Origin of the sequence: Aeromonas veronii (assembly GCA_041319085.1) — a bacterium.
In the GTDB taxonomy this organism is placed as follows: Bacteria; Pseudomonadota; Gammaproteobacteria; order Enterobacterales; family Aeromonadaceae; genus Aeromonas; species Aeromonas veronii_F.
In genome coordinates this window covers 3,982,501-4,008,476 of sequence record CP101033.1, presented here as the reverse complement: position 1 = coordinate 4,008,476, position 25,976 = coordinate 3,982,501, and the positions used below count along the sequence as shown (strand labels likewise).

The window sequence follows — 25,976 nt, the reverse complement described above, 5'->3', positions numbered from 1 at the left end:
TCGGGAATGGCGAGTGTGGAAGGGGCTCACCCTTTCTGCTTGGCGGCGATGGCCTGTGCCACTAAGGGGTCGACAAACTGGCGGATATCGCCACCGTGCAGCGCCACCTCTTTCACCAGGGTGGAGGAGATAAAGGAGTTCTCCTCCGCCGGGGTGAGGAAGACGCTTTCCAGCTCCGGCATCAGGCGGCGGTTCATGTTGGCCAGCTGGAACTCGTACTCGAAGTCGGAGACGGCGCGCAGGCCGCGGATCAGCACGTTGGCCTGATGCTCTTTGGCGAAATCGACCAGCAGGCCAGAGAAGCCCACCACCTTGACGTTGGGAAGCTGGCTGGTCACTTGCTGGACAAGCTGGACACGTTCTGCCAGATCGAACAGCGGGCGCTTGCTCGGGCTGTTGGCGACCCCGACCACCACCTCGTCAAACAGCTTGGCGGCGCGGCCGATGAGATCGGCGTGGCCATTGGTAACGGGATCAAACGTCCCGGGATAAATCACCCTGGTAGTCATCTTTGTGGTCCTGCAACCTGGAAATTTGGTCGCATTATAAGGTCGTCGCTTGAGAATAGCAGTGCATCAGGCAAGAATACGCCATCGCGCATCAAGCCTCCTTGCATTGGTGACAGGGAGCAAAGGGATTTTTTATGAAACGTATTCTGGTCGTTCGCAATGACAAGATTGGTGACTTCATGCTGGCGTGGCCTAGCTTCGCCATGCTCAAAGGCTCCATGGAGTGTCATGTGACTGCCCTGGTTCCGGCCTACACGGCGCCGCTGGCCCGGCTCTGCCCCTGGATTGACGAGGTGATCATCGATCCGGGTGTGCGGGCCGACAAGGAGCAACAGCGAGCGCTGCTGGCGCGGATCAAGGCGGCAGCGTTCGATGCGTCCATCTGCCTCTTCTCCAACTCCCGCAACGCCATGCTGGTGTGGAAGGCACACATCCCTTACCGGCTGGCCCCGGCGACCAAGCTGGCGCAGGTGCTCTACAACCAGCGGCTGGTGCAGCGTCGCTCCCGCTCCCAGAAGCCGGAGTCCGAGTACAACCTGGAGCTGATCCGCCGCTTCCTGGCCGATCAGCAGGTGGCCGTGGTGGAGCCCAAGACCCCCTTCCTGCAGTTCGATGACGAGACCCTGCGACAGGTGCGCGAGCAGCTGGCACTCAAGCTCAAGCTCGATGCCAGCCGCCCCTGGCTGATGGTGCATGCCGGTAGCGGCGGTTCGGCCAACAACCTCTCCATCGAGCAGTACGCCCGCATCATTATCAAGCTAAACCAAGCCTGCCCCGAACTGCAGTGTGTGCTGACCGCTGGCCCGGGCGAGGAGAAGATGGCCGAACAGCTGGCGGCCGAGCTGCTGGCCCACGGCGGCAACGGCTGGATCTACCGCTCCAGCGACGGTCTGCCGATGTTCTGTCAGGTGCTGGCCAACGCAGCCCTGTTTATCGCCGGCAGTACCGGCCCGCTCCATATTGCCGGCGCGCTCGATGTGCCGACCATCGGTTTCTTCCCGATGCGCCGCTCCGCCACTCCGCTGCGCTGGAAGCCTCTCAACAGCGAAGGGCGTCACCTCGCCTTCAGCCCGCCCGAGGATAGCGACCATCCGGAGGATATGAGCCAGCTCGATCCCAAGACCATGGTGCCGGTGATGGCCCGCTGGGCGGCGCCTTTCTGGCAGAAGTAAGGTGTGCAGCAATGCAAACAGGGCCCCGCGGGGCCCTGTTTCGTATGACGGTTATTCCGGCTGCTGCGGCTGCTGGCGCACCCAGAGGTCGGCGTATTTGACGAAGGTGGAGTGGGCGGAGAGGATCGCCAGCAGCAGCCCCTGCTTGCCGTCGAGGAAGCCCGCTTTGAGCAAGTACATCTTGAGGAAGCAGCCGACCGCATGGATCAGCCCCTGACTGAGGGAGCCCTTCTTGCCGCGGGCGGTGCGCTGATCGGCCCAGGCACGGGCATAACCGGCGGATTTCACCAGATAGTGCTCCAGGTCCCGATAGGTGAAGTGGAGCAGGTCGCCATGAATATTGACGATCTTCATGTTGGCCCGTACTTCTACCTTTTCGTGCACCAGCGCCTCGTTGTAGCCGGTGAGCGCCTTGGGATAGAGACGCAGCACCCGATCCGGATACCAGCCGCTGTGGCGGATAAAGCGGCCAAAGACCCAGGAGAGGCGCGGGATCGAGTAGATGGTATCGCTGGCCGGATTGGCCATCACGTTGGCGATGGCGGTTTTCAGCTCGGGGGTGAGCCGCTCGTCGGCATCCAGCCACAGTACCCAGTCGGACTGCACATGGGACTGGGCCAGCCGGCGCTGCTTGCCAAAGCCCGGCCACTTGGCGTTGACGAAGAAGCGGGCGCCAAATTCGGCGGCAATGGCCGGGGTCTCGTCCTGACTGCCGGAGTCCAGAATGACGATCTCGTCCACCAGTCCGTCGAGGGAGGCGAGGCACTTGCGCAGGTTGTCGGCTTCATTCTTGACGATCAGAACGGCAGCCAGAGTTGGTTTTTTCACGAATGTGGGCTCACGGTTATTGCCCGGCTGGCGGGTCAAATGCGTATTGATGGGCCATTCTAACGGAAAAACGGGCCAAAGAGAGAGCCGCCATTACCCGTTTCTGCCAGCAGTCTGCCTGACTTGCTGATGTTGTATCTCGCCCGGTAGAAAGAAAGTCATCGCTGGAAAAATGAGGCGGCTCGGGCGATTGCCAAGGATCTTCTGTTATTTATCCAGTCATTCTTGGGGCATAATCTCGCCCAGTGATGATTAACCGCCGGGCCAGACCCGAGAGAAGACGCGTGATGAAAATATTGGTGATCGGCCCCTCCTGGGTCGGCGATATGGTGATGTCCCAGAGCCTCTACAAGGCGATCAAGGCCAACCATCCCGAATGTGAGCTGCACGTGATGGCCCCCGCCTGGTGCTGCGCCCTGCTGGAGCGGATGCCGGAGGTGGACAAGGCGATCACCATGCCCCTTGGCCATGGTGACTTCAAGCTGGTGGCGCGCCGCCGCCTCGGCAAGCAGCTGGCGGCCGAGCAGTACGATCAGGCCATAGTACAGCCCAACTCCATGAAGTCGGCGCTGATCCCCTGGTTTGCCCGCATTCCGGTGCGTACCGGCTGGAAGGGCGAGAGCCGCTACGGTCTGCTCAACGACCTGCGCAGCAACAAGTCCGCCTTCCCGCTGATGGTGGAGGGCTATCTGGCGCTCGCCTATCCCAAGGAGCAGATGAAGAGCCGGGCCGATATCCCGACCATTCCGCATCCGGCGCTCCACGTCGATCTGATCAACCAGAGCAAGGCGCTGGAGCGGCTGGGGCTGGATCGCGCCCGTCCGGTGCTGGTGCTCTGCCCCGGTGCCGAGTTTGGCCCGGCCAAGCGCTGGCCGGAGGGGCACTACGCCGTGGTGGCCCAGCAGCATCTGGACGAGGGGTGGCAGGTGTGGATCTTCGGCTCCAACAAGGATGTGCCGGTGGCCAATACCATCCGGGATCGGGTCAACCTGCTGACCCGCCCCAACTGCCACGTGCTGGCGGGCAAGACCAGCCTGCACGAGGCGATCGATCTGATGGCGCTGGCCAGCCGGGTCATCTCCAATGACTCCGGTCTGATGCACATCGCCGCCGCCCTCAATCGTCCGCTGGTGGGGGTCTATGGCTCAACCTCGCCGCTCTACACCCCGCCGCTGGCGGATCGGGTCGAGATCGTCCACACCGATATCGAGTGCCGCCCCTGCTTCAAGCGCACCTGCAAGTTCGGTCATCTCAAGTGCCTGATCGACTTGCCGCCGGAGCAGGTGGTCGATGCCTGCAACAAGCTGGAGCAGAGCCAGTAAGATGCCCTACCGTCTGCTCTACAACCTGCTGATCCATCTGGGATTGCCGCTGGCGCTGCTGGCGCTCTACAAGCCGAAAAAGGGCAAGCCCGGCTTTGGCGAGCGCTGGGCCGAGCATCTCGGGCGGTTGCCTGCCACCGGACAGGAGGCGCCGCTGTGGATCCATGCGGTGAGCGTGGGAGAGACGCTGGCCATCACGCCGCTCATTCGTGCCCTCAAGGCGGAGCGGCCCGATCTGCCGATCCTGCTCACCACCACCACCCGCACCGGCGCCGATCAGGCGGCCAAGCTGGGGGATTTGGTGATGCATCGCTACGCGCCGCTCGACTACCCCTGGGCCGTTGCGGCCTTTCTCGATACCTTCAAGCCGCGTGCGCTCTGGGTGATGGAGACCGAGCTGTGGCCAAACTGGCTGGCCGCCTGCGAGGCGCGCCACCTGCCGGTGACCATCATCAATGCCCGTCTTTCCGAGCGATCCTGCCAGCGCTATGCTCGTTTCCACGGTGCTTTCGACGCCCTGAGCCGACCGCTGACCCATCTGCTCTGCCAGCATCAGGATGATGCCGACCGCTTCGCCCGTCTCGGCATCGGCCGCGAGCGGCTGGCGGTGACCGGCTCCATCAAGTTCGATATCCAGTTTGGTGACGAGGTGCAGGCCAAAGGGCGCGCCCTGCGTCAGCAGTTGGGGGCGGATCGGCCGGTCTGGATCGCCGCCAGCACCCATCAGGGTGAGGACGAGCTGGTGCTGGCCGCCTTCGATCTGCTGCTCAAGCGTCAGCCCGCTGCACTGCTCATTCTGGTGCCGCGCCACCCCGAGCGGTTCGACCGGGTGGCCGAGCTGTGTGCCCCTTACGGCTGCGTGCGGCGCACTGATGGTGCTGCGGTGAGTGCGGAGGATAAGGCCTATCTCGGCGATACCATGGGCGAGCTGCCGCTGATGCTGGCGGCGGCCGATGTGGCCTTCGTTGGCGGCAGTCTGGTGAAGATCGGCGGTCACAACCTGCTGGAGCCGGCAGCGCTCGGCAAGCCCTGTCTGACCGGCCCCGCCTACTTCAACTTCAGCGACATCACCCGCCAGTTGGTGGCTCAGGGGGGCGCCGCCATCGTGGCCGATGCCGCCGAGCTGGGCGAGCAGGTGAGCCAGCTGTTTGCCGACGGCAACGCCCGCCGCGAGATGGGGGAGCAGGCCCGCGCCGTGGTGCTGCGCAATCAGGGCGCGTTGGCCCGCACCCTCTCTCACTGCCTCACCGCGCTGGAGAACGACTGAACCCATTATTGGCACCGCTCTGGCTCTCGATTTTCAACTGCAAAAGTGCCAAAGCAGCTGATCCCCGTTTCACACGTCATCAAAGAGGCAACCATGTTCAAGGCTCTGTTACTGGAAAACCAAGACGGCAAGACTGTTCCGACTCTGACCCGGCTGGCCGAGAGCCAGTTGCCGGAGGGAGAGGTGCGGGTGGCGGTGAGCTACAGCTCCATCAACTACAAGGATGGGCTGGCCATCACCGGCAAGGGCAAGATCGTGCGCCAGTGGCCGCTGGTGCCCGGCATCGACTTCGCCGGTACCGTGCTCGAATCTGCCGACAGCCGCTATCAGCCCGGTGACAAGGTGGTGCTGACCGGTTGGGGCGTGGGCGAAGGTCACTGGGGCGGCATGGCCGAACAGGCGCGGGTCAAGGGGGACTGGCTGGTGCCCTTGCCCGCTGGGCTGGATGAGCGACAGGCCATGTGCATCGGTACCGCCGGTCTCACCGCCATGCTCTGCGTACTGGCGCTGGAAGAGGCGGGTATTACTCCCGCAAGTGGCGAGGTGCTGGTCACCGGCGCGGCAGGCGGTGTGGGCTCCACCTCGGTTGCCCTGCTGGCAGCCCTTGGCTATCAGGTGGCGGCGCTGACCGGTCGTCCCGAAGAACAGGGCGCCATGCTGACTGCGCTGGGTGCCAGCCGTATCGTGCCGCGCAGCGAACTGCTGGTGCCGGCCAAGCCGCTAGAGAAGCAGCTGTGGGCCGGTGCCATCGACACCGTTGGCAGTCAGGTGCTGGCCAAGTTGCTGGCCCAGATGAACTATGGCGGCGCCGTGGCGGCCTGCGGGCTGGCGGGGGGCTTCGATCTGCCGACCAGCGTGATGCCTTTTATCCTGCGCAATGTGCGACTGCAGGGGGTCGATTCGGTGATGTGCCCATTTGAACGTCGTCAACTGGCGTGGCAGCGACTGGCGCGGGATCTGCCCGCCAGCTTCTTCACTCAGGCCGTCACCGAGATCGGGCTGGAGCAGGTAGTGGAGGCCGCCGAGGCCATCACGCTGGGCCAGATCGCCGGCCGGACTCTGGTTAAACTTTGAACGCCCTCTGACTGGCGAGCCTGACAATTCCGGATAAAATTGGAGTGCGGGTGAACTATCCAAGGAGAGCGAAGATGGGTGGACACAAGCCGGATTACGACTCATTTGATGACGAGTGGGATCCGGAATCCTGGGAAGAAGAGCTGGATCAGTGGGAAGATGAAAGCTGGCAGGATGATGACACTTTCGATGACCAGTGAACCACGGCATTGAACGAACAGGCGGGCGTTGGGCCCGCCTGATTTTTTTGCCGCGCTCACACGGCTGAGTGTTCGTCCTTGGTCAGGGGCGGGGCGCTGGGTAGAATGAACTGCCCAAATGACGCTCAAGGATGACTATGCGACTCACCATCATATTGTTGGCTGCCCTGCTGGGTGGCTGTGTCTCCAACGATGATCCCTGCGAGAAGGTGTGGAGTGAGGTGGGGGAGGCGGATGGCAAGCTGGGCTTCACTACCGAGCGGGTCGAGTTCCATCGGGGCCAGTGTGGCAAAAAGATGGATGCAGAACTGTGGAAGCAGGGGCATCAGAAGGGGTTGGCATGGTATTGCCGCCCCGAGCATCTCTATCTGGCTGGCCGCTCAGGCAGCGAATATCGTGGCGTCTGCCCGAACGATAGCCAGGCGCGCAGATTGTTCGAGCAGGGGCGTCAGGGTTGGACCGATCAATGATGTTTGAGATTGGGGGGATTATCGCAATCTCTACCAGTGACGTGATCTCACTGGTTGCGGGATTCATTGCTGTTGTGGCGGTATGGTATGCGCGGAAATCAGCTAAAGAGGCAGAGCGAGCCAATAATATGGGACGCCTGAATGCTTTGTTGTCTTTTCGAGCTCACTATCTCGAACTGATGCAGAATCAAGCACAAATGGCCGAAGTACTCCGCCAAAGTCCCAGTGGGATGGAAGCTGTCCGGGCAAGACAGGTAGACCTAGACTCGAAATTACGTCAGGTGACCACCGAGCTTGAGCAGTACTACGCCAGACTTGTAAAGGATGAAATCTAGCAAGGTCCTTTTTGGATGGCTGTTGAAGCTGGGAATTATTCCTCTTTCAAGCGCAGCGGCTGGCAGAGGTAACTCTTGTCATTGGCGCTGCGGGCGCACTTGCCGCAGACAAACTTGGGTTTGCGGACTATCTTGCGCAACGCCTTGAGATCGGTGGGGATCTCGTGACGGCGCCATTCACACAGGGTTTTGCTGCCCATAATGACTACCTCTACGACTCGATGGTCGTATTGTAATCGATTTTCATTTCGAATAAACCGGAAACGCTCGCTTATTGGCCGATATGCCAATAAGCGAGCGTTTCGGGAGGGATTACTGGTAGAGGAACTTGGTGAAGATGAGTTCGCGCACCGCTTTCTTGCCGGTCTCTTTCACCAGCAGTTCGTTGACGGTTGTCTCACACTCCTTGCGCAGCTCTTCTCTGTTGGTCAGGGACTTCACTTGATCGGCATTTTTGCTGCCCATCAGACGGATGATGGCATCGCGGATCAGCGGGTCATGTTGCTCCAGCAGCTTGAGATCGGCCTCGTTCTCTGCCATCAGCTCCACCGTGACCCGGATATAGCCGAGGGTTTTGCCATTGCTCAGATAGTTGGTGATGATGTCGGGATCGAGCGCGTGGTAGGAGAAGCCCGGCTTGGCGGCACCCTCGGCGGGCGGCTTATCTTCAGCCAGCGCTTGCTGCTGCAGGGCGCCACAGCTCAGTAACAACACCAGCAGAATTTTGAAGATCTTCATATAGATGGCTCATCAGCAAGAGATAACCCATTTTTGATGTTGCCATCGGGGCCGTCAAGCACGGATGTTCTTACATTTCGCTATTGATTTACGGATAATAAACCGGATTTTAACCTGAACACGGAAATCTCTGGATGGTGAAGCTGTGAAGTCCGAGTTGACTGTTCCCCTCACGCCGTTAAGCGGGTGGTTGGCCCCCGAATGTTGCGAGTTGCCCGCCAGCTTGCGCCCCTGGCTGCTGGAGTCCGGTTCCATGACCCGGCGTCTGCGCCAGCACAATCGCCACTTCTCGGTGGAGTGGCTGGGCAATCACCCGGTCGCCCTCACTGCCGATGAGCAGTGGCTGGTGGACTCGGCCTCCCCGGCCGGTACCTGCCGCGAGGTGATCCTGCACGGGGATCGTGGGCCCGCCGTGCTGGGCTGGACCCTGTTTGCCGATGGTGCGCTGCAAGGGAGCGGCATTGCCGAGCTGGGCGAGCAGCCACTGGGTGAGCGGGTTTTTGGCCATGAGCCTGCCCGCCGAGACCATCTGCAACTGGCTCGTTTCGATATTGCCACCAATCCCCGTTGCCCGGCCGCCACTGTCTGGGGGCGTCGTTCCCGTCTGTTTCTGGGGCAGTGGCCACTGCTGGTGCACGAGCTGTTTCTGCCCTCTCTCGTCTGTGACAAGGAGCTGGAGTGAATCTGTTAACCAAGGAGCGGGGACTGGCGTACATGCAGTTGGCCCGCGTCGATAAACCCATAGGCACTCTGCTGCTGCTGTGGCCGACTCTCTGGGCGCTCTGGCTGGCCGCCGGTGGCCTGCCCAATATCTGGGTGCTGACCGTGTTTGTGGTCGGGGTCTTTCTGATGCGCTCGGCAGGGTGCGTGATCAACGACTATGCGGATCGCAACTTCGATGGCCACGTCAAACGCACCGCTGGCCGCCCCTTGCCCACGGGCAGAGTCAAACCGTGGGAGGTGCTGGCGCTCTTCTTCGTATTGGCGCTTATCTCGTTTGCGCTGGTGCTGACCATGAATCCGCTCACCATCGGTCTATCGTTTGTCGGCCTGCTGCTGGCGGTGAGCTACCCCTTTATGAAGCGCTTTATCTCCAACCCCCAGCTGGTGCTCGGGATGGCCTTCTCCTGGTCGATCCCGATGGCCTATGCGGCGCAGGCGGATGCCCTGCCGCTGGTTGCCTGGCTGCTCTTCTTCGCCAACCTGCTCTGGACCGTGGCTTACGATACCCAGTACGCCATGGTGGATCGGGATGATGACCTCAAACTCGGCCTCAAATCCAGCGCCATCCTGTTTGGCCGTCATGACAAGCGGATCATCGGCGCACTGCAACTCTCGGCACTGCTGCTGTTGCTGGCGGTCGGGCAGCTGATGACGCTGGGTGACTGGTATTACTGGGGTTTGCTGGGGGCGGCGGTGCTGTTTGTCTATCAGCAGCGGCTCATTCGCGAGCGACAGCGGGAAGCCTGCTTCCAGGCGTTTCTCAACAACAACTATGTGGGGGCACTGGTGTTTGCCGGTCTGGTGCTCGACTACCTGCTGGCGTGACATGTTCCCGCGCAGACTCCGATAAAAAAGAAGGCCGCATGATGCGGCCTTCTTTGTTTGCATTGCAGATCAGAGCTGGTTGCCCGCCTGAATGGTGCGGCGGATCTTGTTGCTCAGCAGCGGCACTATGTTGTCGGCCAGCGCCTGGAAGCGACCGAGATCCGGTTTGCACTCGGGAGAGAGGTAGCCCTCCTTGCGCAAGGTGTGGATCAGGGTACTGAACAGCTTCTGGTCGAAGAACTCGGGGGCGTTGATGCCGTGCAGGGTGCCGAGGCGCTCTGCCATCATCAGGCCGTCTGCTTCCAGCTGCTCCGCCTCGATATGAGGCTGGGCCAGCACCCGGGTCAGCACGATGGCGTAGCGTTGCAGGGTCTCCTGAATGCTCTCCGCCAGCAGCAGCAGGCGCATCTGGTTAGCCGGATTGACCCAGTAACCGCCATCGCAGGTTTCGATCAGCTGCTGGGTCTGCAGGGCATCGAGCAGGCTGTCGACTAGCGCCGGCAACTCCTCCTCTTCATAGCGCAGGAACAACTCGGTCTTGAGCAGCGGATAGATGTCGATGCAGCGGGCCATGATCTCGCTGCGGGAGATCCCCTCGCACCGTTCGATCAAGGCCGCCACCAGAGAGGGCATGGCGAACAGGTGGAGGATGTTGTTGCGGTAGTAGGTCAGCAGGATCGCCTGATAGCGGTCGAGACTGATGATCTGCCCCAGTTTGTCCTCGCTCACTTCAAACTTGTTGAGCTCCATCGCCTGATCCAGCAGGGTCTTGGCATCCTCATCCGGAATGGTGCTCTGCGGGCTGTAAGGCACCGCCTTGAGCAGATCCAGATAGGTGTTGAGCTGGGCCTGCAGCTCGTCGCGGGTCAGGGCGTGGCGCTCGGCGGCCAGCAGCGCCAGCGCGCTCAGGGTCAGGCCGTTGACGGCGGCCGCATCGTTGATGCGGGTCATCAGCAGCTCGGCCAGATCGTTGACGGTGCCCGCCATCCACTGCGGACGCTCCTCTTCCCCGATGTGCTTTTTCCAGTCAGGAATATGTTCGCTCAGGTAGCTGTTGAGGGTCAGCGGTTCGCCGAAGTTGACGAAACCACGGCCGTAGTTGCGCAGCTTGCGCAGGATGCCGAGCACCTGCAGGAAGCTCTCTTTCTCCTTGCGGCTCCCCTTGAGCTCGTTGTGGTAGGTGTTCACCTCCATCACGTGCTCGTAGCCCAGATAGACCGGCACCAGAGTGACCGGCCTGTCCAGCCCGCGCATCATCGCCTGCAGGGTCATCGCCAGCATCCCGGTCTTGGGTGGCAGCAGACGGCCGGTACGGGAGCGGCCGCCTTCGGTGAAGAACTCCACCGAGTAACCCTTGGCAAACAGCAGGTTGAGGTATTCGCGAAATACTGTGCTGTAGAGCGGGTTGCCCTTGAAGGTGCGGCGAATGAAGAAGGCGCCACCGTGGCGGAAAATCGGGCCCGCCGGCCAGAAGTTGAGGTTGATGCCTGCCGCGATATGGGGCGGTACCATCCCCTGGTGGTAGATGACGTAGGAGAGCAGCAGGTAGTCCATGTGACTGCGGTGGCAGGGGACGTAGACGATCTCGTGCCCCTCCTGCGCCAGCTGGCGTACCTTCTCGGCGCCATTGACCGACAAACCGCGGTAGAGCTTGTTCCACAGCCAGCCGAGGAAGCTCTCGCCGAGGCGGATCAGCCGATAGGATAAGTTGGAGGCGATCTCGTCCATGTAGCCATGGGCGCGCTTTTGCGCCTTTTCGAGGCTAATCCCCTCGCGCTGGGCCTCCTCTTCAATCGCCTGCTGGATCACCCTGGAGTCGAGCAGTTGCTTGAACAGCAGGTTGCGGTTCGGCAGTTTCGGACCGGTGGCGGCCAGCTGCTGACGGCTGAAGTGGGTACGCGCCACCCGCGCCAGCTTGTGGGCGATGGCCTCGTCAGTGCCGTGCTTGTCGGCCATGTAGCGCAGTGAGAGCGGCGGCGAGAAGCGCACCAGATTCTCGCGCCCCTTGAGGATCACGATGAGCGCCTTCTTCAGCCTGTTCGGCGCCAGACTGCTGATGATGTTGAGGCCAGGGGCCTCCTCCCCTTCCCGCCCCGGGGCGCGGCCCCAGAACAGGGTGACCGGCACCACCTGGATATCCAGCTCGGGATCCTGCTTGTGCAGATCCAGCAGCTGGTGGAACTCCTGCAGGAAGGGGAGCGGCTTGCTGCGTTTGCCAAACAGGGGAGGGGGGCGATCCAGACAGACATAGCGCGGCAGCAGCTGGCCGTTAAGTTCCAGCGGGGTGAAGGGGCCGGGCAGACCGAGATCCTCGCAGCACTGCTGCAAGGTCATCAGGTCGGTGAGCGAACTGGTTTTCAGGGCATAGACGATGGGTCTGGCCGGATCCAGATTGAGTTCTGTGATGGGATTTTCCGGCAGGCTCTTGTGATTGACCAAGCCGCTGACCGGCCATTGCAAGATGGCTCTGGAAATCTTCTGTCCTAGGGACATGTGCGTCTGCTCTCCAAAAAAATGCGGCGTGAGCATAGCAAATCGGCAGCCCCTTGTCGCCGAGAGGTACGATGAGTCGGCTGCGCAGGTTCAAAACAGCAGTAAATGAGGGGTTGGTTGCGACAAATTTCAGCTGCGCCTTGCCTTGGCCACTGCACTGTATATACTGCCAGTGTGCTGTATAAAAAGACAGGTGCCAATGCTATGAAACCCCTTACCCCCCGCCAGGCCGAAGTGCTGGAGCTGATCAAGGTGAATATGAGCGAGACCGGCATGCCGCCGACTCGTGCCGAGATTGCCCAGAAGCTTGGTTTCAAGTCGGCCAATGCGGCCGAAGAACATCTGAAGGCCCTGGCCAAAAAAGGGGTCATCGAGATAATGCCGGGCACGTCCCGCGGCATTCGCCTGTTGCTCGAAGAGGAAGAGGTGCTGGAAGAGAGCGGTCTGCCGCTCATCGGCAAGGTCGCTGCCGGTGAACCCATCCTGGCGCAGGAGCATATCGAGAGCCACTATCAGGTGGATCCCGCCCTGTTCCATCCGCGCGCGGATTTTCTGCTGCGGGTGCAGGGGATGAGCATGAAGAACATCGGCATTCTGGATGGCGATCTGCTGGCGGTGCACAAGACCCAGGAGGTGCGCAACGGTCAGGTGGTGGTCGCCCGTCTCGATGAGGATGTCACCGTCAAGCGCTTCCAGCGCAAGGGCAGTCAGGTATGGCTGCTGCCGGAGAATGAAGAGCTCGCCCCCATCGAGGTGGATCTCTCCTGCCAGCAACTCACCATCGAGGGACTGGCGGTCGGGGTGATCCGCAACGCCGACTGGATGTAATTATCCCCGCCAACTGCGTTTGCCACACGGCCTCCTGCGGGAGGTCGTGCTGTTTCTGGCGCACTTTCCCTGTCATATCAAACAGATTGTCGGCGGCGGCATTTTTGTCCTGCGCGACCGGCTACCAATCATCCATTTCAGATATATGCTCAGATCAGTGCCCTGTCGCCGAGACGGGGCTTGGCGCCTCCCTCTGGCAACCGCAATACGCCGTGGCGGAGGGCCGGTAACAACGAGAATCGGGCAGTACACCTTCACGGGATATGAAGGGGGAGTGGGGAGATCCCGAGCCTTGTCGGGCAGAGGGGAGCACTCGTAGTGGTTGCAGAGAGTTGTGACGGGCCTGTTGCCAGTTCAGGCCGACGAAGCAACATGACCTGTCGGTCAAGGAGGATTGGTATGGCATCAAGATCGCCATGGGATTCAGAGGCTGCGGCGGCGCCAGCGGAATCGTCAATTACCCGTTTTGTCAAAGGTAGCCGGATGACCTGGTTCTACGGTCTCTGGTTGCACCACAGGGGATCGCACTGGACGCTCTGGCTGGGATGCCCGAAACAGAAGGTGGTGCGTCTGGTGCTGCTGTTCAAGCGGGGCCATGGCGATCGCCAGGGGGAAGAGGGCTGGTTGGCCCCTGTCATTCCCATCGGCGTGCATACCATTGGCAAGATGTTGCAGCAAGGGCGCAACGCTCGCCCCTGAGGATAAGAGGCAAACGAATACACCGATAACCGGCACCCGAGGGGCCGGTTTTTTATGGCCGTACCTAGCGATCAGATGTCGATTTGATTGTGCCAAATGGTCTACCCCTGACAGGGTGTTGCGCAAGGTTGACCCACCTTGGCAGCTCGCTGGGGTACAATGTCCCTCCTGTCCGGCCACTGCTGGCCATCAGCCTCGAACTGAAAGGGTCTCTTGTGATGATGAAGCTCCGCTATGCACTGCTCTTTGTGCTGCTGACCGCCTCTCTACTCCTGGTGTTCTACGCCACCCGGCCAGAGCAGCCACAGCAGGCTGTCTACTATCCGGCGGGGCGGGATATCAAGGATTTTGCCTTTACCGATGCGGACAACCAGCCGTTCACCCCTGCCAACCTGAAGGGGCACTGGACCTTCCTGTTCGTCGGTTACACCTTCTGCCCCGATATTTGCCCCACCACCCTGGCAGATATGCGCTCCGTCTATGACCAGCTGAAGAAGATGGCGCCCGACAGTCAGGTGGTGTTTATCTCGGCGGATCCCCAGCGTGACGACATTCCCCGTCTCAAGACCTATACCGCCTTCTTCAATCCCGAGTTCAAGGCGGCCACAGCCCCTCACGACAAGCTGTTCCCGTTTGTGCGTAATCTGGGGCTGATCTACTCCATCGCCAATCAGGGGGAGAAGGATTACTTGATCGATCACTCCGCCTCCATCGTGCTCATCAACCCCAAGGGCAAGCTGCAGGCGGTGTTCCGCCCGCAGGTAGCGCCGGGTCAGGTGCCACGGGTGCAGATGGATAGCATGCTCTCCGACTTCTCCCGCATTCTGAAGCTGACAGGCCACTGAGCGTGACCCCATCTGTTGCCCCCTGGTGGCGGGATCCCTCTCGCCACCGCGCTGTGTTTGCGCTCGCCCTGCCCATGGTTTTTTCCAATATCACCACCCCCTTGCTGGGGCTGGTGGATGCCTGGGTGATCGGTCATCTCGGGCAGGCCTGGTTTCTCGGGGGCGTCTCGGTCGGGGCGACCCTCATCAATCTCATCTTCTGGCTGCTCGGCTTCCTGCGGATGTCGACCACCGGGCTGACAGCGCAGGCTCACGGCGCCGCTGACGGGCGGGCCCAGCTCGATACCCTGCTGCGCGGGTTGGGGCTGGCCATTGCCCTCGGCCTGGCGCTGCTGTTGTTGCTCTTCCCCCTGTTGCCATGGTTGATCGCCCTGAGTGGCGGCTCGCCCGAGGTGCAGCTCTATGCTGGCCAGTATGTGGCGGTGCGGATCTGGAGCGCCCCGGCGGCGCTCTGCAATCTGGTGGTCATGGGCTGGCTGTTGGGGATGCAGGATGCCCGCAGCCCCATGGTGATGTTGATCCTCACCAATCTGGTCAATATGGCGCTCGATGCCCTGTTTGTGCTGGGGCTCGGCTGGCAGGTGCGGGGTGTGGCGGCGGCCTCGGTCATGGCGGACTACTGCGCGCTGGCAGTCGGTATCTGGCTGGTACGCCGTCAGCTGCGGCAACTGGCGCCGACGGTGTGGCAGGATGGCTGGCAGCGCTGGCGGCAACTTGCACCCATGGTGCGGCTGCTCGGCCTCAACCGCGATATCTTCCTGCGCTCTCTCTGTTTGCAGCTCTGCTTCGCCTTCATGACTCTGCAAGGGGCGCGGCTGGGGGATGTGGCGGTGGCCGCCAATGCGGTACTGCTCAACTTCCTGATGCTCATCTCCTATGGGCTCGATGGTTTCGCCTACGCGGTGGAGGCCATGGTGGGGCGAGCCATCGGTCAGCGGGATCGGCAGAAACTGCGGGAGGCCATAGTGCTCAATCTGGGCTGGGCCGCCCTCATCGCCAGTGGTTTTACCCTGGTGTTTGCCCTCTTTGGTGCCCACCTTATCGGCTATATCACCGACATTCCGGCCGTGGTGGCGGAGGCACATCGTCAGCTTCCCTGGCTGATCGCCATGCCCTTGCTGGCGGTCTGGTGTTTCCTGCTGGATGGCGTATTCATCGGGGCGACTCGGGCGCGGGAGATGCGCAACAGCATGTTGCTGGCCGCGTTTGGCGGCTTCTTCCCGATCTGGTGGCTCTGTCAGTCGTGGGGCGTGGCCGCGTTATGGGCGGCGATGGCAGCGCTGATGGTGGGGCGCGGTCTGTCGCTGGGGGTCACTTGCTGGCGGCTGGAGCGCAGCGGGCATCTGCTCGACGCCCGCCACTGAACCGCGATGACGCTTACATGGCGCCGTTGTAGCCGAGCTGGCGCCAGCTCTCGTAGACGAACACAGACACCGCGTTGGAGAGGTTCATGCTGCGGCTCTGGGGCACCATAGGGATGCGCAGCCGCTGCTCGAACGGCAGGCTCTCGATGATCTCGCTGGGCAGGCCGCGACTCTCCGGGCCAAACAGCAGGGCGTCGCCAAGAGCATATTGAGCTGCCGAGTGCGCGGTGCGGCCCTTGGTGGTACAGGCGAACACCCGCTTGGGTGCCACGGCGGCCAGAAAAGCCTCATAGCTCGGCCAGCGCTTCACCTCGGCAAACTCGTGATAGTCGAGTCCCGCCCGCTTTACCCGCTTGTCATCCCACTCAAATCCCAGCGGCTCAATCAGATGGAGCCGGTAACCGGTATTGGCGCAAAGCCGGATGATATTGCCGGTGTTGGGCGGAATTTCCGGCTGGTAGAGGACGATATCGAGCATGACGAGCTCCTGCAAAGAGATGTAAAGCCAAGAAGGGGCGCCAGCATACCCAGCGCCCGTCCGGATGAAAAGGATCAGGCGATGGGCAAGCGGATGGTGATGGTCAGCCCGGTCGGGTGATTGTTGCTGGCCGCAATGGTGCCGCCGTGGCGCTGGATCGCCTCCGAGGCGATGGCCAGCCCCAGCCCGGTGCCGCCGGTTTTGGCGTTGCGGGCGTCATCGACCCGGAAGAAGGGCTGGAACAGCAGCGCCTGCTGCTCGTCAGGCACCCCGGGGCCGTCATCCCGAATGGTCATCACCCACTCCTGCCCCTCCCGATACCAGTCCACCTTGATGAACTCGCGAGCATACTTGAGAGCGTTGCGCAGGGGATTCTCCACCGCCCGGGCCAGCAGCTCGGGCCACATCTGGATCGATTCGGCGGGCAGCGGCGGCAGTCTGAGCTGTTTGCCGCTCTGGTTCGCTTCGAACATGGCATCTTCGAGGATGGGCTCCAACAGCTCGGCCAGCGGGTGCATCACCGGCGCCTCCACATGCTGCTGCACCCGCGACAGATCCAGCAGGTCGCCGATCAGCTTGTCCAGCCGCCCGATCTCCGATTCGATCCGCGCCAGCTCGGCGCTGTCACCCTGTTTGCGGCGGATCAGCGCCTGCGCCAGCTGCATCCGGGTGAGGGGGCTGCGCAGCTCATGAGAGATGTCGGAGAGCAGCTGTTTCTGCTTCTGGATCATGCTCTTGAGCGTCTCCACCATGCGGCTGACGTTATCCGCCAGCTGGCCGATCTCGTCGCCCCGTCCCAGGTTGGGGATCTGCACCTCCAGATTGCCGGCCGCCAGCTGGGAGACCGACTTCTGCAACTGCAGGATGGGGCGGGTCAGCCGCCAGGCGAGCAGCAGGCAGAGCGGGGTGCTGACCAGCATCGAGATGCCCAGAATGCGGATTGGGTGATCCAGCACCTGAATGAACAGGAACAGATAGGGATTCTCGGCATTGAGGCCGAAATAGACGTGGTAGCGATGGCCGTGGTGCTCCATCAGGAAGGGGCCAGCGATCGCCTTGCGATCCTCGTTGCCCAGCATGGGTTTGGCCGGGTCGTCGGCGTCCACCATAAAGCGAACCACAAACTTGCGCGGATGGGTGGTGGACTGGATCTGGCCCCTCTCGTCGCGCAGGTAGACGTTGTCCACCGGCAGCATGGCGATCTTGTCCATCGCCTTGGCCAGATCGAAATCCTGATCCGGCTCGGCGGCGTTAAGCAGGGCCTGCACGTTGTTCTGCATCCGCGCCACTTCGTGGGTCGGCAGCGGGATCTGGTTGCGGGGATCCAGAGTGGGCAGACTGATCACGGCGGCCAGCATCACCAGCAGCATGAACCAGAACCAGAGGAAGATGTGGGTCGAGATCCCGTTGAGGGAGCCGGCGCGTTTTACTCTTGTTCTAGCCACAGGTAACCGCGCCCCCGTACGGTTTTGAAGCGGGGTTGGCCATCGATGCGCTCCGGCAACTTCTTGCGCAGGTTGCTCAGGTGCATGTCGATGGCGCGATCGAAGGGCTCCAGTTTCTTGCCCAGCACCTGCTCGGAGAGGTGGCTCTTGCTGACAATTTGGCCGGGATTGCGCAGCAGGCACTCCAGCAGGCCGAATTCGGTGGCGGTCAGCTCCAGCAGCTGTTCGCCGCAGCGGGCTTGCTGCAGGCCGGGTTGCAGCACGATATCCATGAAGTGCACTTCGTCGGAGGAGTTGCCGCGCTGGGGCGGGGCGCTCTGGGTTCGGCGCAGGATGGCGCGCACCCGGGCCAGCAGCTCCCGATCGTCGAACGGCTTGGCCAGATAGTCATCGGCACCCGCCTCCAGACCGTTGACCCGATCCTGGCTGTCACCGCGGGCGGTCAGCATCAGCACCGGGGTATCGTGGGTCTTGCGCAGCTTGGTCAGCATGGCAAAGCCGTTGAGCTTGGGCATCATCACGTCCAGCAGCACCATGTTGAAGCGCTGTTCGGCCAGCCGTTGCAATCCCTCTTCGCCATCTTCGGCGACGGTGACCTGAAAGCCTTCCAGGGTCAGAATTTCGGTGAGCAACTGGGTGAGCTCGAGATCATCGTCGACCAGGAGTATTTTGTGCATCTGAAGTCATTCCGCTGATTTTTCGCGCCAAACTGACGCTGGGGTCAGGGTATAATAGATTTTTAACCGCCAGAGGAAAGCCGGTTTTGAGCCATCAACAATATTCCCGTTGGGTGACCTTCGCCAGCCTGGCGGCGGTCACCACCGCCACCCTGCTGATCATCGGCAAACTGATCGCCTGGCTGATGACCGACTCATCGACCCTGCTGGCGTCGCTCACCGACTCTTTCATGGATGTGAGTGCCTCCATCATCAACCTGCTGGCCATTCGCTATGCGCTGGCCCCCGCCGATGACGAACACCGTTTCGGTCACGGCAAGGCAGAGTCGCTGGCGGGCCTCATTCAGTCAGCCTTTATCTCCGGCTCCGCGTTGCTGCTGGTGATGCACGGTCTCTCATCCCTGCTCAATCAGGCGCCTATCCTGCGGCTGGAAGCGGGTCTCTGGGTCAGCGGCGGATCCATCGTGCTGACCCTGCTGCTGGTCAGCTTCCAGAGCGTTGTCATTCGCAAGACCAACAGTGTGGCCATCAAGGCCGACATGTTGCACTACCGCTCCGATCTGCTGCTCAATGCCGGCGTCTTGCTGGCGCTGGTGCTGGCGGGACAGGGGTGGTACTGGGCCGATGGCCTGTTTGCCATCTTGATCGGGTTGTTCCTGTTGTGGGGGGCGGGACACATCGGCTACGAGTCGGTGCAGGCCCTGCTCGATCGTCAGTTGCCAGCCGAAGAACAAGCGAGAATAATGGCGCTCTGCTGTGCTGTAGAAGGTGTACACGGTGTACATGACCTGCGCACCCGTCAATCCGGGCCGACCCGATTCGTACAGTTGCATCTTGAACTGGATGATCAGATCCCCCTGGTCAAGGCCCATCAGATCGCCGATGAAGCCGAACTGGCGGTACGCCAGGCATTCGAGCGGATGGATGTCATCATCCACATGGACCCCATCTCGGTGCTGACAAAAGAACAACAGAGCCCTCACCCAGAACAACAGTAGGCTGCAACATGGATGAACTGGTTGCCAAAACCTGGCACAAAATTCAGCAAGAAGCACAGTGCATGGCGGCCCAGGAGCCGATGCTGGCCAGCTTCTTCCACTCCACCATTCTCAATCACAAGAATCTGCGATCGGCCCTCAGCTTCCAGCTGGCTAACAAGCTCGACAGCGCCACCATGCCGGCCATCGCCCTGCGCGAGGTGATCGAGCTGGCGCTGCGCAGTGAGCCCGAGCTGCTGGCGGTGGTGGCGGCCGACATCTGCGCCGTGCAGGAGCGCGATCCTGCGGTCGATCTCTTCTCCACCCCGCTGCTCTACCTCAAGGGTTTCCATGCCCTGCAGGGTTATCGGGTCGCCAACTGGTTGTGGCGTCAGGGCCGCCGCTCGCTGGCCCTCTATCTGCAAAACCAGATCTCGGTGGTGTTCGGGGTGGATGTGCACCCGGCAGCCCGAATCGGCAAGGGGATCATGTTTGACCACGCCACCGGCATAGTGGTGGGCGAGACGGCGGTAATTGAAGATGATGTCTCGATCCTGCAGAGCGTGACCCTCGGTGGTACCGGCAAGGAGAGCGGCGATCGCCATCCCAAGATCCGCGAAGGGGTGATGATAGGGGCGGGCGCCAAGGTGCTCGGCAATATCGAAGTGGGCGTGGGTGCCAAAATCGGCGCGGGCAGCGTGGTGATCAACCCGGTACCGCCTCATACCACGGTCGCTGGCGTGCCCGCCAAGATCGTCGGTCGTCCGGAGTGCGACAAGCCTTCACTGGATATGGATCAGTGTCTCTGATCTCCTGACCGGAGGCGTCGATGGCTAAACGTTGGTCGGGTTATCTGATCCTGGGGATGTGGCTGCTCAACCTGCTTCATCTCTATCTGGGACTCTCCCCCTGGCCAGCAGCTATCGCGGCCTGGGGGGCGTCACTGCTCACCTGGCCCTGGCTGGTGGGGGCCGCCAAGCGGCAGGCGCTGGCCCTTTATGGCTCGGCTCTGTTGCTGCTGATCTTCTCCTGGTGGCGGGGGGCGACCCTCAGCGCCGGTGACTGGCTGCTGCCCAATATCAATATGCTCACCATGTTTGCAGCGGTGAGCACCCTCAACCTCGCCACCTCCGGTCTGCTGACCGGCACCACCTCCTGGACCGGGCGCAAGGGGTTGTGGAGCACCATGGCCAGCCTCAATCTGCTGGGTTCCGTCATCAATCTCTCGGTGTTGTTTATCATCGGAGATCGGCTGGAGCGCAATGGCACGCTGGAGCGGCGTCAGGTGATGGTGCTGAGCCGGATCTTTTGTGCCGCCGCCTTCTGGTCACCCTTCTTTGTCGCCATGGCGGTGGCACTGACCTATGCGCCGGGCCTGCAGCTCTCCCATATTCTGCCGTTCGGAGTCCTCGCTGCGCTGTTGGCGATGGGGTTGACCGCCTGGCAGGTGGAGCGGCTCGGGGTGGCCGACTTTGCCGGTTATCCGCTGCGGCTGCAGACGCTGGGGTTGCCGGTCACCCTGGCGCTGCTGGTACTCCTCATCAAGCAGATCTGGCCCCAGCTCGGTATTCTGGCGGTGATCGCGCTGGTGGCCCCACTGCTGGCGCTGCTCTTTATGCCGAGGGTCGGGCGCAAGGCGGCCCTCAAGCGGCAGGTGGTGGAGCGCTTCCCCGCTATCGGCGGTCAGCTGGTGCTGTTTCTGGGGGCCGGTTTGCTGGCGGCAGGCATCAACAGTGCATTGTCGGTCATCGATCTCGGTGCCGGTCACGGCCTGCCGCTGTTCAACCACTTTGGCTGGCTTGAGGCGTCCCTCACTCTGCTGATTATCCTGCTGGTGGCCATCGTCGGGGTGCATCCGCTCATCAGTATCTCCGGGTTGGCGCCACTGCTCTGGCCGCTGGCGCCGGATCCCAGCCTGCTCGGCATGTGCTTCCTGCTGGGATGGGGGCTTGCCACCGGCACCAGTCCGCTCTCCGGATCCAATCTGGCGCTGGCCTCCCGCTACAACCTCAGTGCCGGGCTGATCCTGCGCTGGAATCTGCTCTACGGCCTGCTGATGTATGTTGTCGCCAGTCTGTTGCTGGGGGCTTATATCGCCTTGCATGGATAGCGGCGGCGCTGTCAGGAGGACGCCAATGAAGCTCTGTTGGCTGGGTCTTTTACGCGTGGTTCAGTCTGTTGTCGTGGCTCGGGCGCAGGATGCGAGAGAAATAGACGCATATTTAGACAATACCGCTATGGAAGGCGCATTTTACAGTGCACTGGCTTGTTTGTGCCGATGCGCTCGGGGTATGCTGGCTTCACGCGCTTGAATCGCCCTCTGTGGGGCATCGCAATTGAACAAACAGGTATGCATATGTCACTAGAAGTCCTTGAGCAACTCGAATCCAAAGTACAATCCGCTGTCGACAACATCTCCCTGCTGAAGATGGAGTTGGACGAGCTGAAAGAGCAGAATACCAAGCTGCAAGACGAGAACCATCAGCTGCGCAACGAGCACGTTGCATGGCAGGAGCGTCTGCGTGCCCTGTTGGGCAAAATGGATCAGATGGGTGAAACCATCTAATTCATCGCCTTCAGGCAGAATGGAAAACGGGCCGCTCCATGAGCGGCCCGTCTGTTTTTGGCGGGCTGGGGACTACAGTGCCAGCAGCTGTTTGACCGTTTTATCGATGCCGCCCGCCGCCTCGACAATATTGTTGGCCAGCATGTAGGCGGGGGTGGAGATCACCTTGCGCTCCTGATCCACCACGAACTCGTTGACCGGGCAGTTGAGATGGCTGCCGCCCATCGCCTCAATGGCGTTGGCGGTGCCCTCGTCATGGCCGATGGTCGCCAGCGTCCCGGCGCCATAGATCAGCGGGATCATGGCGGGCGCGATGCAGATATAAGCGGCCGGTTTGTTGGCAGTGGCAAAGCTCTGGCACGCTTTCAGTACATCGGGCTGGATCTGGCACTCGGCGCCACGGATGGCGAAGTCGCACAGGTTCTTGGCTGCGCCAAAGCCGCCGGGTACCAGCAGCGCATCGTAATCGGCCGCATCCAGCTCGGCCACATCCTTGATCTGGCCACGGCAGATGCGGGCCGCTTCGACCAGCACATTGCGGCTCTCTCCCTCGCTCACTTCACCGGTCAGGTGGTTGATCACATGGAGCTGCGCCACGTTCGGGGCGAAGCACTGGACGGCAGCCCCCTGACGGGCCAGCGCCAGCAGGCTGATGACGGCTTCGTGGATTTCAGCTCCGTCAAAGACACCGCAGCCACTCAAAATCACGGCCACTTTTTTCATGGCAAACTCCTCGTTGTTGAAAATGTGAGCCAAGATGGATTGTTGTACTTTTGTATGGTTATCGCTCGCCATCTGCTGGTCAAGTCATCTTGCTGTGCTAGGATTGTTTCGTTTTGGATCCTGCCGTACCTACTCCCTTAAATCTTTTTCCACATTGATCGAGATCATTCTAACTGTCTCGCGATCGTTTTCTTCGATCTCAAGATATTGTTTTTAATGGTTTTTTATATTCTTGTGCACAGCTTTGCCACTGTGCGTCTTGATGCGCCCCATTTTTGAACACAGAGTTATCCACAGTTTTAGTCTCTTTATAAGGCTATGTGCGCTGTTGCTGCGCCCCTTGGTGTGAGGGGGGCCCTGTGGCATCCTAGCGGCTGTTTATCTCTGGCAGGACGATTTCATGGCCCCTAGCAACCCCCTTATTCTGGTCGACGGCTCCTCTTATCTTTACCGCGCCTTCTTCGCCTCCCAGCAGGCTGATCTGCGCACCTCGACCGGTTTGCCGAGCGGCGCCGTCCGTGTCATGGCCAACATGATGCGCAGCCTGCGCAAGCAATATCCTGACTGTCATGTGGCCGTGGTGTTTGATGCCAAGGGCAAGACCTTCCGCGATGACATCTATCCCGAGTACAAGGCGACCCGTGCCAGCATGCCGGACGATCTGCGCAGCCAGGTCGCCCCCATCCATCAGATGATCAAGGCGATGGGCTTCCCCTTTTTGATGGTCGAAGGCGTCGAGGCGGATGATGTGATCGGCACCTTGGCTCGCCAGGCCACCGAGAAGCAGCTGCCGGTGCTGATCAGCACCGGTGACAAGGATATGGCGCAGCTGGTCTCCGACCATGTCACCCTGATCGACACCATGAAAGATGTGAAGACCGATCGGGAAGGGGTGATCGAGAAGTTTGGCGTGCCGCCCGATCTCATCATCGACTATCTGGCCCTGATGGGTGACAAGGTCGATAACATTCCCGGCATGACCGGTGTCGGCGAGAAGACCGCACTGGCCCTGCTGCAGGGGATTGGCAGCATCGACGAGATTGCCGCCAACCTCGACAAGGTGGCCGCGCTTGGCTTTCGTGGCTCCAAGGCGTTCGCCGACAAGTTCCGCGAGCAGGAAGAGCAAGTTCGTCTCTCCTATCGACTGGCGACCATCAAGACCGATGTCGAACTGGAACAGAGTCTGGAGCAACTGCAGCTCAAGCCGGTCGACAAGGAGTCCCTGCTGGCGGTCTATCGCGAATACGAGCTGCGCAACCTGATCAAGGAGCTGGAATCCGGTGGTGAAGAGGGCAGCGAGAGCGCCGGACCGGACGACGCTGGCGATGAGAGCGCCGCTCCGGTTGCCGCCATCGAAACCGACTACCGCTGCATTCTGGACGAAGCCGAGTTTGACGGCTGGCTGGAACAGTTGAAAGCGGCCCCGCTGTTTGCCTTCGATACCGAAACCACCAGTCTCGACTATATGGAGGCGCGGATCGTCGGCGTCTCCTTCGCGGTTGAACCGGGCAAGGCTGCTTATGTGCCGTTTGGCCACGACTATCTCGGGGCACCAGTACAGCTGAGCGAGGCCGTGGTGTTGGGCAAGCTCAAGCCGCTGCTGGAAGATCCGACCCGTCTCAAGGTGGGGCAGAATCTCAAGTACGATCGCAATGTGCTGCTCAACCATGACATCGACCTGCAGGGTATCGCCTACGACACCATGCTCGAATCCTATGTGCTCAACTCCACCGCCAGTCGTCACGACATGGATTCGCTGGCCAAGCGTTACCTCGGGGTCGAGACCACCTCCTTTGAAGATATAGCGGGCAAAGGGGTGAAACAGCTCACCTTCAACCAGATCGAGCTGGAGCAGGCCGCTCCCTATGCGGCGGAAGATGCCGATATCACCCTGCGTCTGCACCAGACCCTGTGGGGTCAGCTGGAGGCCGTGCCGGGTCTCGCCAAGGTATTCAGCGAGATCGAGCTGCCGCTGCTGCCGGTATTGGCGCGGATGGAGTTGCTCGGCACCACCATCGATCCCAAGTTGCTGCACCAGCAGAGTCAGGAGATCGAGCTGCGCTTGGCGGAGCTGGAGAAGCAGGCCCATGAGCTGGCCGGACAGGAGTTCAACCTCTCCTCGCCCAAGCAGCTGGGGGAGATCCTCTTCAGCAAGCTGGGCCTGCCGATCATCAAAAAGACTCCGAAGGGGGCGCCGTCCACCGCAGAAGAGGTGCTGGCCGAGCTGGCGGAGACCTACGAGCTGCCGCAACTGCTGATGGAGCATCGCGGTCTGGCCAAGCTCAAGTCCACTTACACCGACAAGCTGCCGCTGATGATCAAGCCACAGACCGGGCGGGTACACACCTCCTATCATCAGGCGGTGGCGGCTACGGGCCGTTTGTCATCGTCTGATCCCAACTTGCAGAACATCCCGGTGCGCAACGAGCAGGGGCGCCGGATCCGGCAGGCCTTCATTCCGAGCGCTGGTTACAAGCTGGTGGCGGCGGACTACTCCCAGATCGAGCTGCGTATCATGGCGCACCTCTCCGGCGACAAGGGCTTGCTGACTGCCTTTGCCGAGGGCAAGGACATCCACAAGGCGACCGCTGCCGAGGTATTCGGCGTGGCGCTCGATGCGGTCACCACCGACATGCGTCGCAGCGCCAAGGCGATCAACTTCGGCCTTATCTACGGCATGAGCGCCTTCGGTCTGGCCAAGCAGCTGGGGATCGGCCGCGCCGAAGCGCAGAAGTACATGGATCTCTACTTCGAACGCTACCCGGGCGTGCTGGAGTATATGGAGCGCACCCGCCAGCAGGCGGAAGCCCAGGGGTATGTCGAGACCCTGTTTGGTCGTCGCCTCTATCTGCCGGATATCAAGTCCCGCAACGCCGGTCTGCGCAAGGCAGCCGAGCGGGCCGCCATCAACGCCCCGATGCAGGGCACGGCCGCCGATATCATCAAGCGCGCCATGATCAACGTGGACAGCTGGATCCGCGGTATCGAGGATGAGTCGATCCGCATGCTGATGCAGGTACACGATGAACTGGTGTTCGAGATCCGCGCAGAGAAGCTGGAAGAGTACACCGCCATCATCCAGGAGAAGATGTCGGCCGCTGCCGAACTGCATGTGCCGCTGGTGGTGGAGGCGGGCACCGGCGACAACTGGGATCAGGCCCACTGATGTCCGGTCAGCCGTTCTGCACGGCTATATAGCTATATAAGACGCGAAGCCCGGCATTATGCCGGGCTTCCTGTTTCTGCCAGCCCTATCAGGTCTCTTGCAGATACTCATCCTTGAGCAGGACATAGTTGTCGGCCGAGGTCTTGAGGAAGGCGATCTCGGCGGGTTTGAGCGGGCGAGCTTGTTTGACGGGATTACCTATATATAGAAAGCCTGACTCGAGTCGCTTGCCCGGCGGCACCAGCGAACCTG

27 protein-coding genes (1 of these 27 running past the window's edge) are annotated in these 25,976 nt (G+C 61.3%); 17 read left to right on the top strand and 10 right to left on the bottom strand.

The window, feature by feature from the left end; all coding sequences use genetic code 11:
• Positions 1 to 26 precede the first annotated feature (26 nt).
• On the bottom strand, positions 27 to 509 hold the full coding sequence (gene coaD / locus NMD14_19065; GenBank protein XEI32761.1) for a pantetheine-phosphate adenylyltransferase: 483 nt from the start codon (positions 507 to 509) through the stop codon (positions 27 to 29).
• Positions 510 to 643: 134 nt separating this feature from the next.
• On the opposite strand from coaD, the gene NMD14_19060 reads away from it, so the two are divergent.
• Positions 644 to 1,681: a glycosyltransferase family 9 protein gene (locus NMD14_19060; protein ID XEI32760.1), complete on the top strand. Its 1,038-nt coding sequence runs from the start codon at positions 644 to 646 to the stop codon at positions 1,679 to 1,681.
• 51 nt (positions 1,682 to 1,732) lie between these two features.
• On the opposite strand, the gene NMD14_19055 is transcribed toward NMD14_19060, so the two are convergent.
• Positions 1,733 to 2,509 (bottom strand): glycosyltransferase family 2 protein, encoded by a 777-nt coding sequence (locus NMD14_19055; GenBank protein ID XEI32759.1) that lies wholly within the window; start codon positions 2,507 to 2,509, stop codon positions 1,733 to 1,735.
• 287 nt (positions 2,510 to 2,796) lie between these two features.
• Here NMD14_19055 and waaF point away from each other — a divergent pair, with 287 nt between their 5' ends.
• The 5 genes from waaF to NMD14_19030 all read left to right on the top strand — a co-directional run bounded on the left by waaF (position 2,797) and on the right by NMD14_19030 (position 7,177).
• On the top strand, positions 2,797 to 3,831 hold the full coding sequence (waaF, locus tag NMD14_19050; GenBank protein XEI32758.1) for a lipopolysaccharide heptosyltransferase II: 1,035 nt from the start codon (positions 2,797 to 2,799) through the stop codon (positions 3,829 to 3,831).
• A gap of 1 nt (position 3,832) precedes the next feature.
• Positions 3,833 to 5,098, top strand: a complete 1,266-nt coding sequence (gene waaA / locus NMD14_19045; protein ID XEI32757.1) for a lipid IV(A) 3-deoxy-D-manno-octulosonic acid transferase — start codon at positions 3,833 to 3,835, stop codon at positions 5,096 to 5,098.
• Between the two features lie 93 nt (positions 5,099 to 5,191).
• A complete protein-coding gene (locus NMD14_19040; protein ID XEI32756.1) occupies positions 5,192 to 6,172 on the top strand; it encodes an oxidoreductase in 981 nt (326 codons plus the stop codon).
• Between the two features lie 337 nt (positions 6,173 to 6,509).
• Positions 6,510 to 6,842, top strand: coding sequence for a DUF2799 domain-containing protein (locus NMD14_19035; protein XEI32755.1), 333 nt, complete (start codon positions 6,510 to 6,512; stop codon positions 6,840 to 6,842).
• Positions 6,839 to 7,177 carry a hypothetical protein gene (locus NMD14_19030; GenBank protein XEI32754.1) on the top strand — a complete coding sequence of 113 codons (339 nt, stop codon included), beginning with the start codon at positions 6,839 to 6,841 and terminating at the stop codon, positions 7,175 to 7,177. Before NMD14_19035 ends, NMD14_19030 begins: the two co-directional genes overlap by 4 nt.
• 35 nt (positions 7,178 to 7,212) lie before the next feature.
• Here NMD14_19030 and NMD14_19025 read toward each other — a convergent pair whose 3' ends face one another.
• Together NMD14_19025 and fliL are read right to left on the bottom strand one after the other, a co-directional pair.
• Positions 7,213 to 7,377: a hypothetical protein gene (locus NMD14_19025; GenBank protein XEI32753.1), complete on the bottom strand. Its 165-nt coding sequence runs from the start codon at positions 7,375 to 7,377 to the stop codon at positions 7,213 to 7,215.
• 112 nt (positions 7,378 to 7,489) lie between these two features.
• Positions 7,490 to 7,915: a flagellar basal body-associated protein FliL gene (fliL, locus tag NMD14_19020; GenBank protein XEI32752.1), complete on the bottom strand. Its 426-nt coding sequence runs from the start codon at positions 7,913 to 7,915 to the stop codon at positions 7,490 to 7,492.
• 145 nt (positions 7,916 to 8,060) lie between these two features.
• On the opposite strand from fliL, the gene NMD14_19015 reads away from it, so the two are divergent.
• On the top strand, positions 8,061 to 8,597 hold the full coding sequence (locus NMD14_19015; protein XEI32751.1) for a chorismate lyase: 537 nt from the start codon (positions 8,061 to 8,063) through the stop codon (positions 8,595 to 8,597).
• A complete protein-coding gene (gene ubiA / locus NMD14_19010; protein XEI32750.1) occupies positions 8,594 to 9,463 on the top strand; it encodes a 4-hydroxybenzoate octaprenyltransferase in 870 nt (289 codons plus the stop codon). Before NMD14_19015 ends, ubiA begins: the two co-directional genes overlap by 4 nt.
• A 69-nt stretch (positions 9,464 to 9,532) precedes the next feature.
• Here ubiA and plsB read toward each other — a convergent pair whose 3' ends face one another.
• A complete protein-coding gene (gene plsB / locus NMD14_19005; protein ID XEI32749.1) occupies positions 9,533 to 11,956 on the bottom strand; it encodes a glycerol-3-phosphate 1-O-acyltransferase PlsB in 2,424 nt (807 codons plus the stop codon).
• A gap of 204 nt (positions 11,957 to 12,160) precedes the next feature.
• On the opposite strand from plsB, the gene lexA reads away from it, so the two are divergent.
• The 4 genes from lexA (at position 12,161) to NMD14_18985 (ending at position 15,692) form a co-directional block, all read left to right on the top strand.
• A complete protein-coding gene (gene lexA, locus NMD14_19000) occupies positions 12,161 to 12,784 on the top strand; it encodes a transcriptional repressor LexA (protein ID XEI32748.1) in 624 nt (207 codons plus the stop codon).
• A 483-nt stretch (positions 12,785 to 13,267) separates the two neighbouring features.
• Complete coding sequence (locus NMD14_18995) at positions 13,268 to 13,483, top strand: hypothetical protein (GenBank protein ID XEI32747.1); 216 nt, start codon at positions 13,268 to 13,270, stop codon at positions 13,481 to 13,483.
• A gap of 218 nt (positions 13,484 to 13,701) precedes the next feature.
• The gene (locus tag NMD14_18990; protein ID XEI34802.1) at positions 13,702 to 14,328 is read left to right on the top strand and encodes an SCO family protein; all 627 of its coding nucleotides are present in this window, start codon (positions 13,702 to 13,704) and stop codon (positions 14,326 to 14,328) included.
• A 74-nt stretch (positions 14,329 to 14,402) separates the two neighbouring features.
• Positions 14,403 to 15,692, top strand: a complete 1,290-nt coding sequence (locus NMD14_18985) for an MATE family efflux transporter (GenBank protein XEI34801.1) — start codon at positions 14,403 to 14,405, stop codon at positions 15,690 to 15,692.
• Between the two features lie 13 nt (positions 15,693 to 15,705).
• Here the strand turns inward: NMD14_18985 and trmL are convergent, their stop codons facing one another.
• The 3 genes from trmL to NMD14_18970 form a co-directional block, all read right to left on the bottom strand.
• Entirely contained in the window at positions 15,706 to 16,170 is a 465-nt protein-coding gene (gene trmL, locus NMD14_18980) for a tRNA (uridine(34)/cytosine(34)/5-carboxymethylaminomethyluridine(34)-2'-O)-methyltransferase TrmL (GenBank protein XEI32746.1), read from the bottom strand.
• A gap of 74 nt (positions 16,171 to 16,244) precedes the next feature.
• A complete protein-coding gene (locus NMD14_18975) occupies positions 16,245 to 17,615 on the bottom strand; it encodes an ATP-binding protein (GenBank protein ID XEI32745.1) in 1,371 nt (456 codons plus the stop codon).
• Positions 17,597 to 18,292, bottom strand: coding sequence for a response regulator (locus NMD14_18970; GenBank protein XEI32744.1), 696 nt, complete (start codon positions 18,290 to 18,292; stop codon positions 17,597 to 17,599). The genes NMD14_18975 and NMD14_18970 overlap by 19 nt, the downstream gene beginning before the upstream one ends.
• A gap of 86 nt (positions 18,293 to 18,378) precedes the next feature.
• On the opposite strand from NMD14_18970, the gene NMD14_18965 reads away from it, so the two are divergent.
• The 4 genes from NMD14_18965 to NMD14_18950 all read left to right on the top strand — a co-directional run bounded on the left by NMD14_18965 (position 18,379) and on the right by NMD14_18950 (position 21,835).
• The gene (locus tag NMD14_18965) at positions 18,379 to 19,290 is read left to right on the top strand and encodes a cation diffusion facilitator family transporter (protein XEI32743.1); all 912 of its coding nucleotides are present in this window, start codon (positions 18,379 to 18,381) and stop codon (positions 19,288 to 19,290) included.
• Positions 19,291 to 19,298: 8 nt separating this feature from the next.
• A complete protein-coding gene (gene cysE / locus NMD14_18960; protein ID XEI32742.1) occupies positions 19,299 to 20,078 on the top strand; it encodes a serine O-acetyltransferase in 780 nt (259 codons plus the stop codon).
• Between the two features lie 20 nt (positions 20,079 to 20,098).
• On the top strand, positions 20,099 to 21,379 hold the full coding sequence (locus tag NMD14_18955; protein ID XEI32741.1) for a hypothetical protein: 1,281 nt from the start codon (positions 20,099 to 20,101) through the stop codon (positions 21,377 to 21,379).
• Between the two features lie 246 nt (positions 21,380 to 21,625).
• Positions 21,626 to 21,835, top strand: a complete 210-nt coding sequence (locus NMD14_18950) for a cell division protein ZapB (protein XEI32740.1) — start codon at positions 21,626 to 21,628, stop codon at positions 21,833 to 21,835.
• A 72-nt stretch (positions 21,836 to 21,907) separates the two neighbouring features.
• Here NMD14_18950 and elbB read toward each other — a convergent pair whose 3' ends face one another.
• On the bottom strand, positions 21,908 to 22,558 hold the full coding sequence (elbB, locus tag NMD14_18945; protein XEI32739.1) for an isoprenoid biosynthesis glyoxalase ElbB: 651 nt from the start codon (positions 22,556 to 22,558) through the stop codon (positions 21,908 to 21,910).
• Between the two features lie 400 nt (positions 22,559 to 22,958).
• Here elbB and polA point away from each other — a divergent pair, with 400 nt between their 5' ends.
• Positions 22,959 to 25,724, top strand: a complete 2,766-nt coding sequence (gene polA / locus NMD14_18940) for a DNA polymerase I (GenBank protein ID XEI32738.1) — start codon at positions 22,959 to 22,961, stop codon at positions 25,722 to 25,724.
• Positions 25,725 to 25,812: 88 nt separating this feature from the next.
• Here the strand turns inward: polA and NMD14_18935 are convergent, their stop codons facing one another.
• On the bottom strand, positions 25,813 to 25,976 hold the end of the coding sequence (locus NMD14_18935) for a gamma carbonic anhydrase family protein (protein ID XEI32737.1). Its footprint extends 376 nt past the window's final position; 164 of the gene's 540 nt are visible here — the last part of the coding sequence; the start codon falls outside the window, past its right edge; it ends in the stop codon at positions 25,813 to 25,815.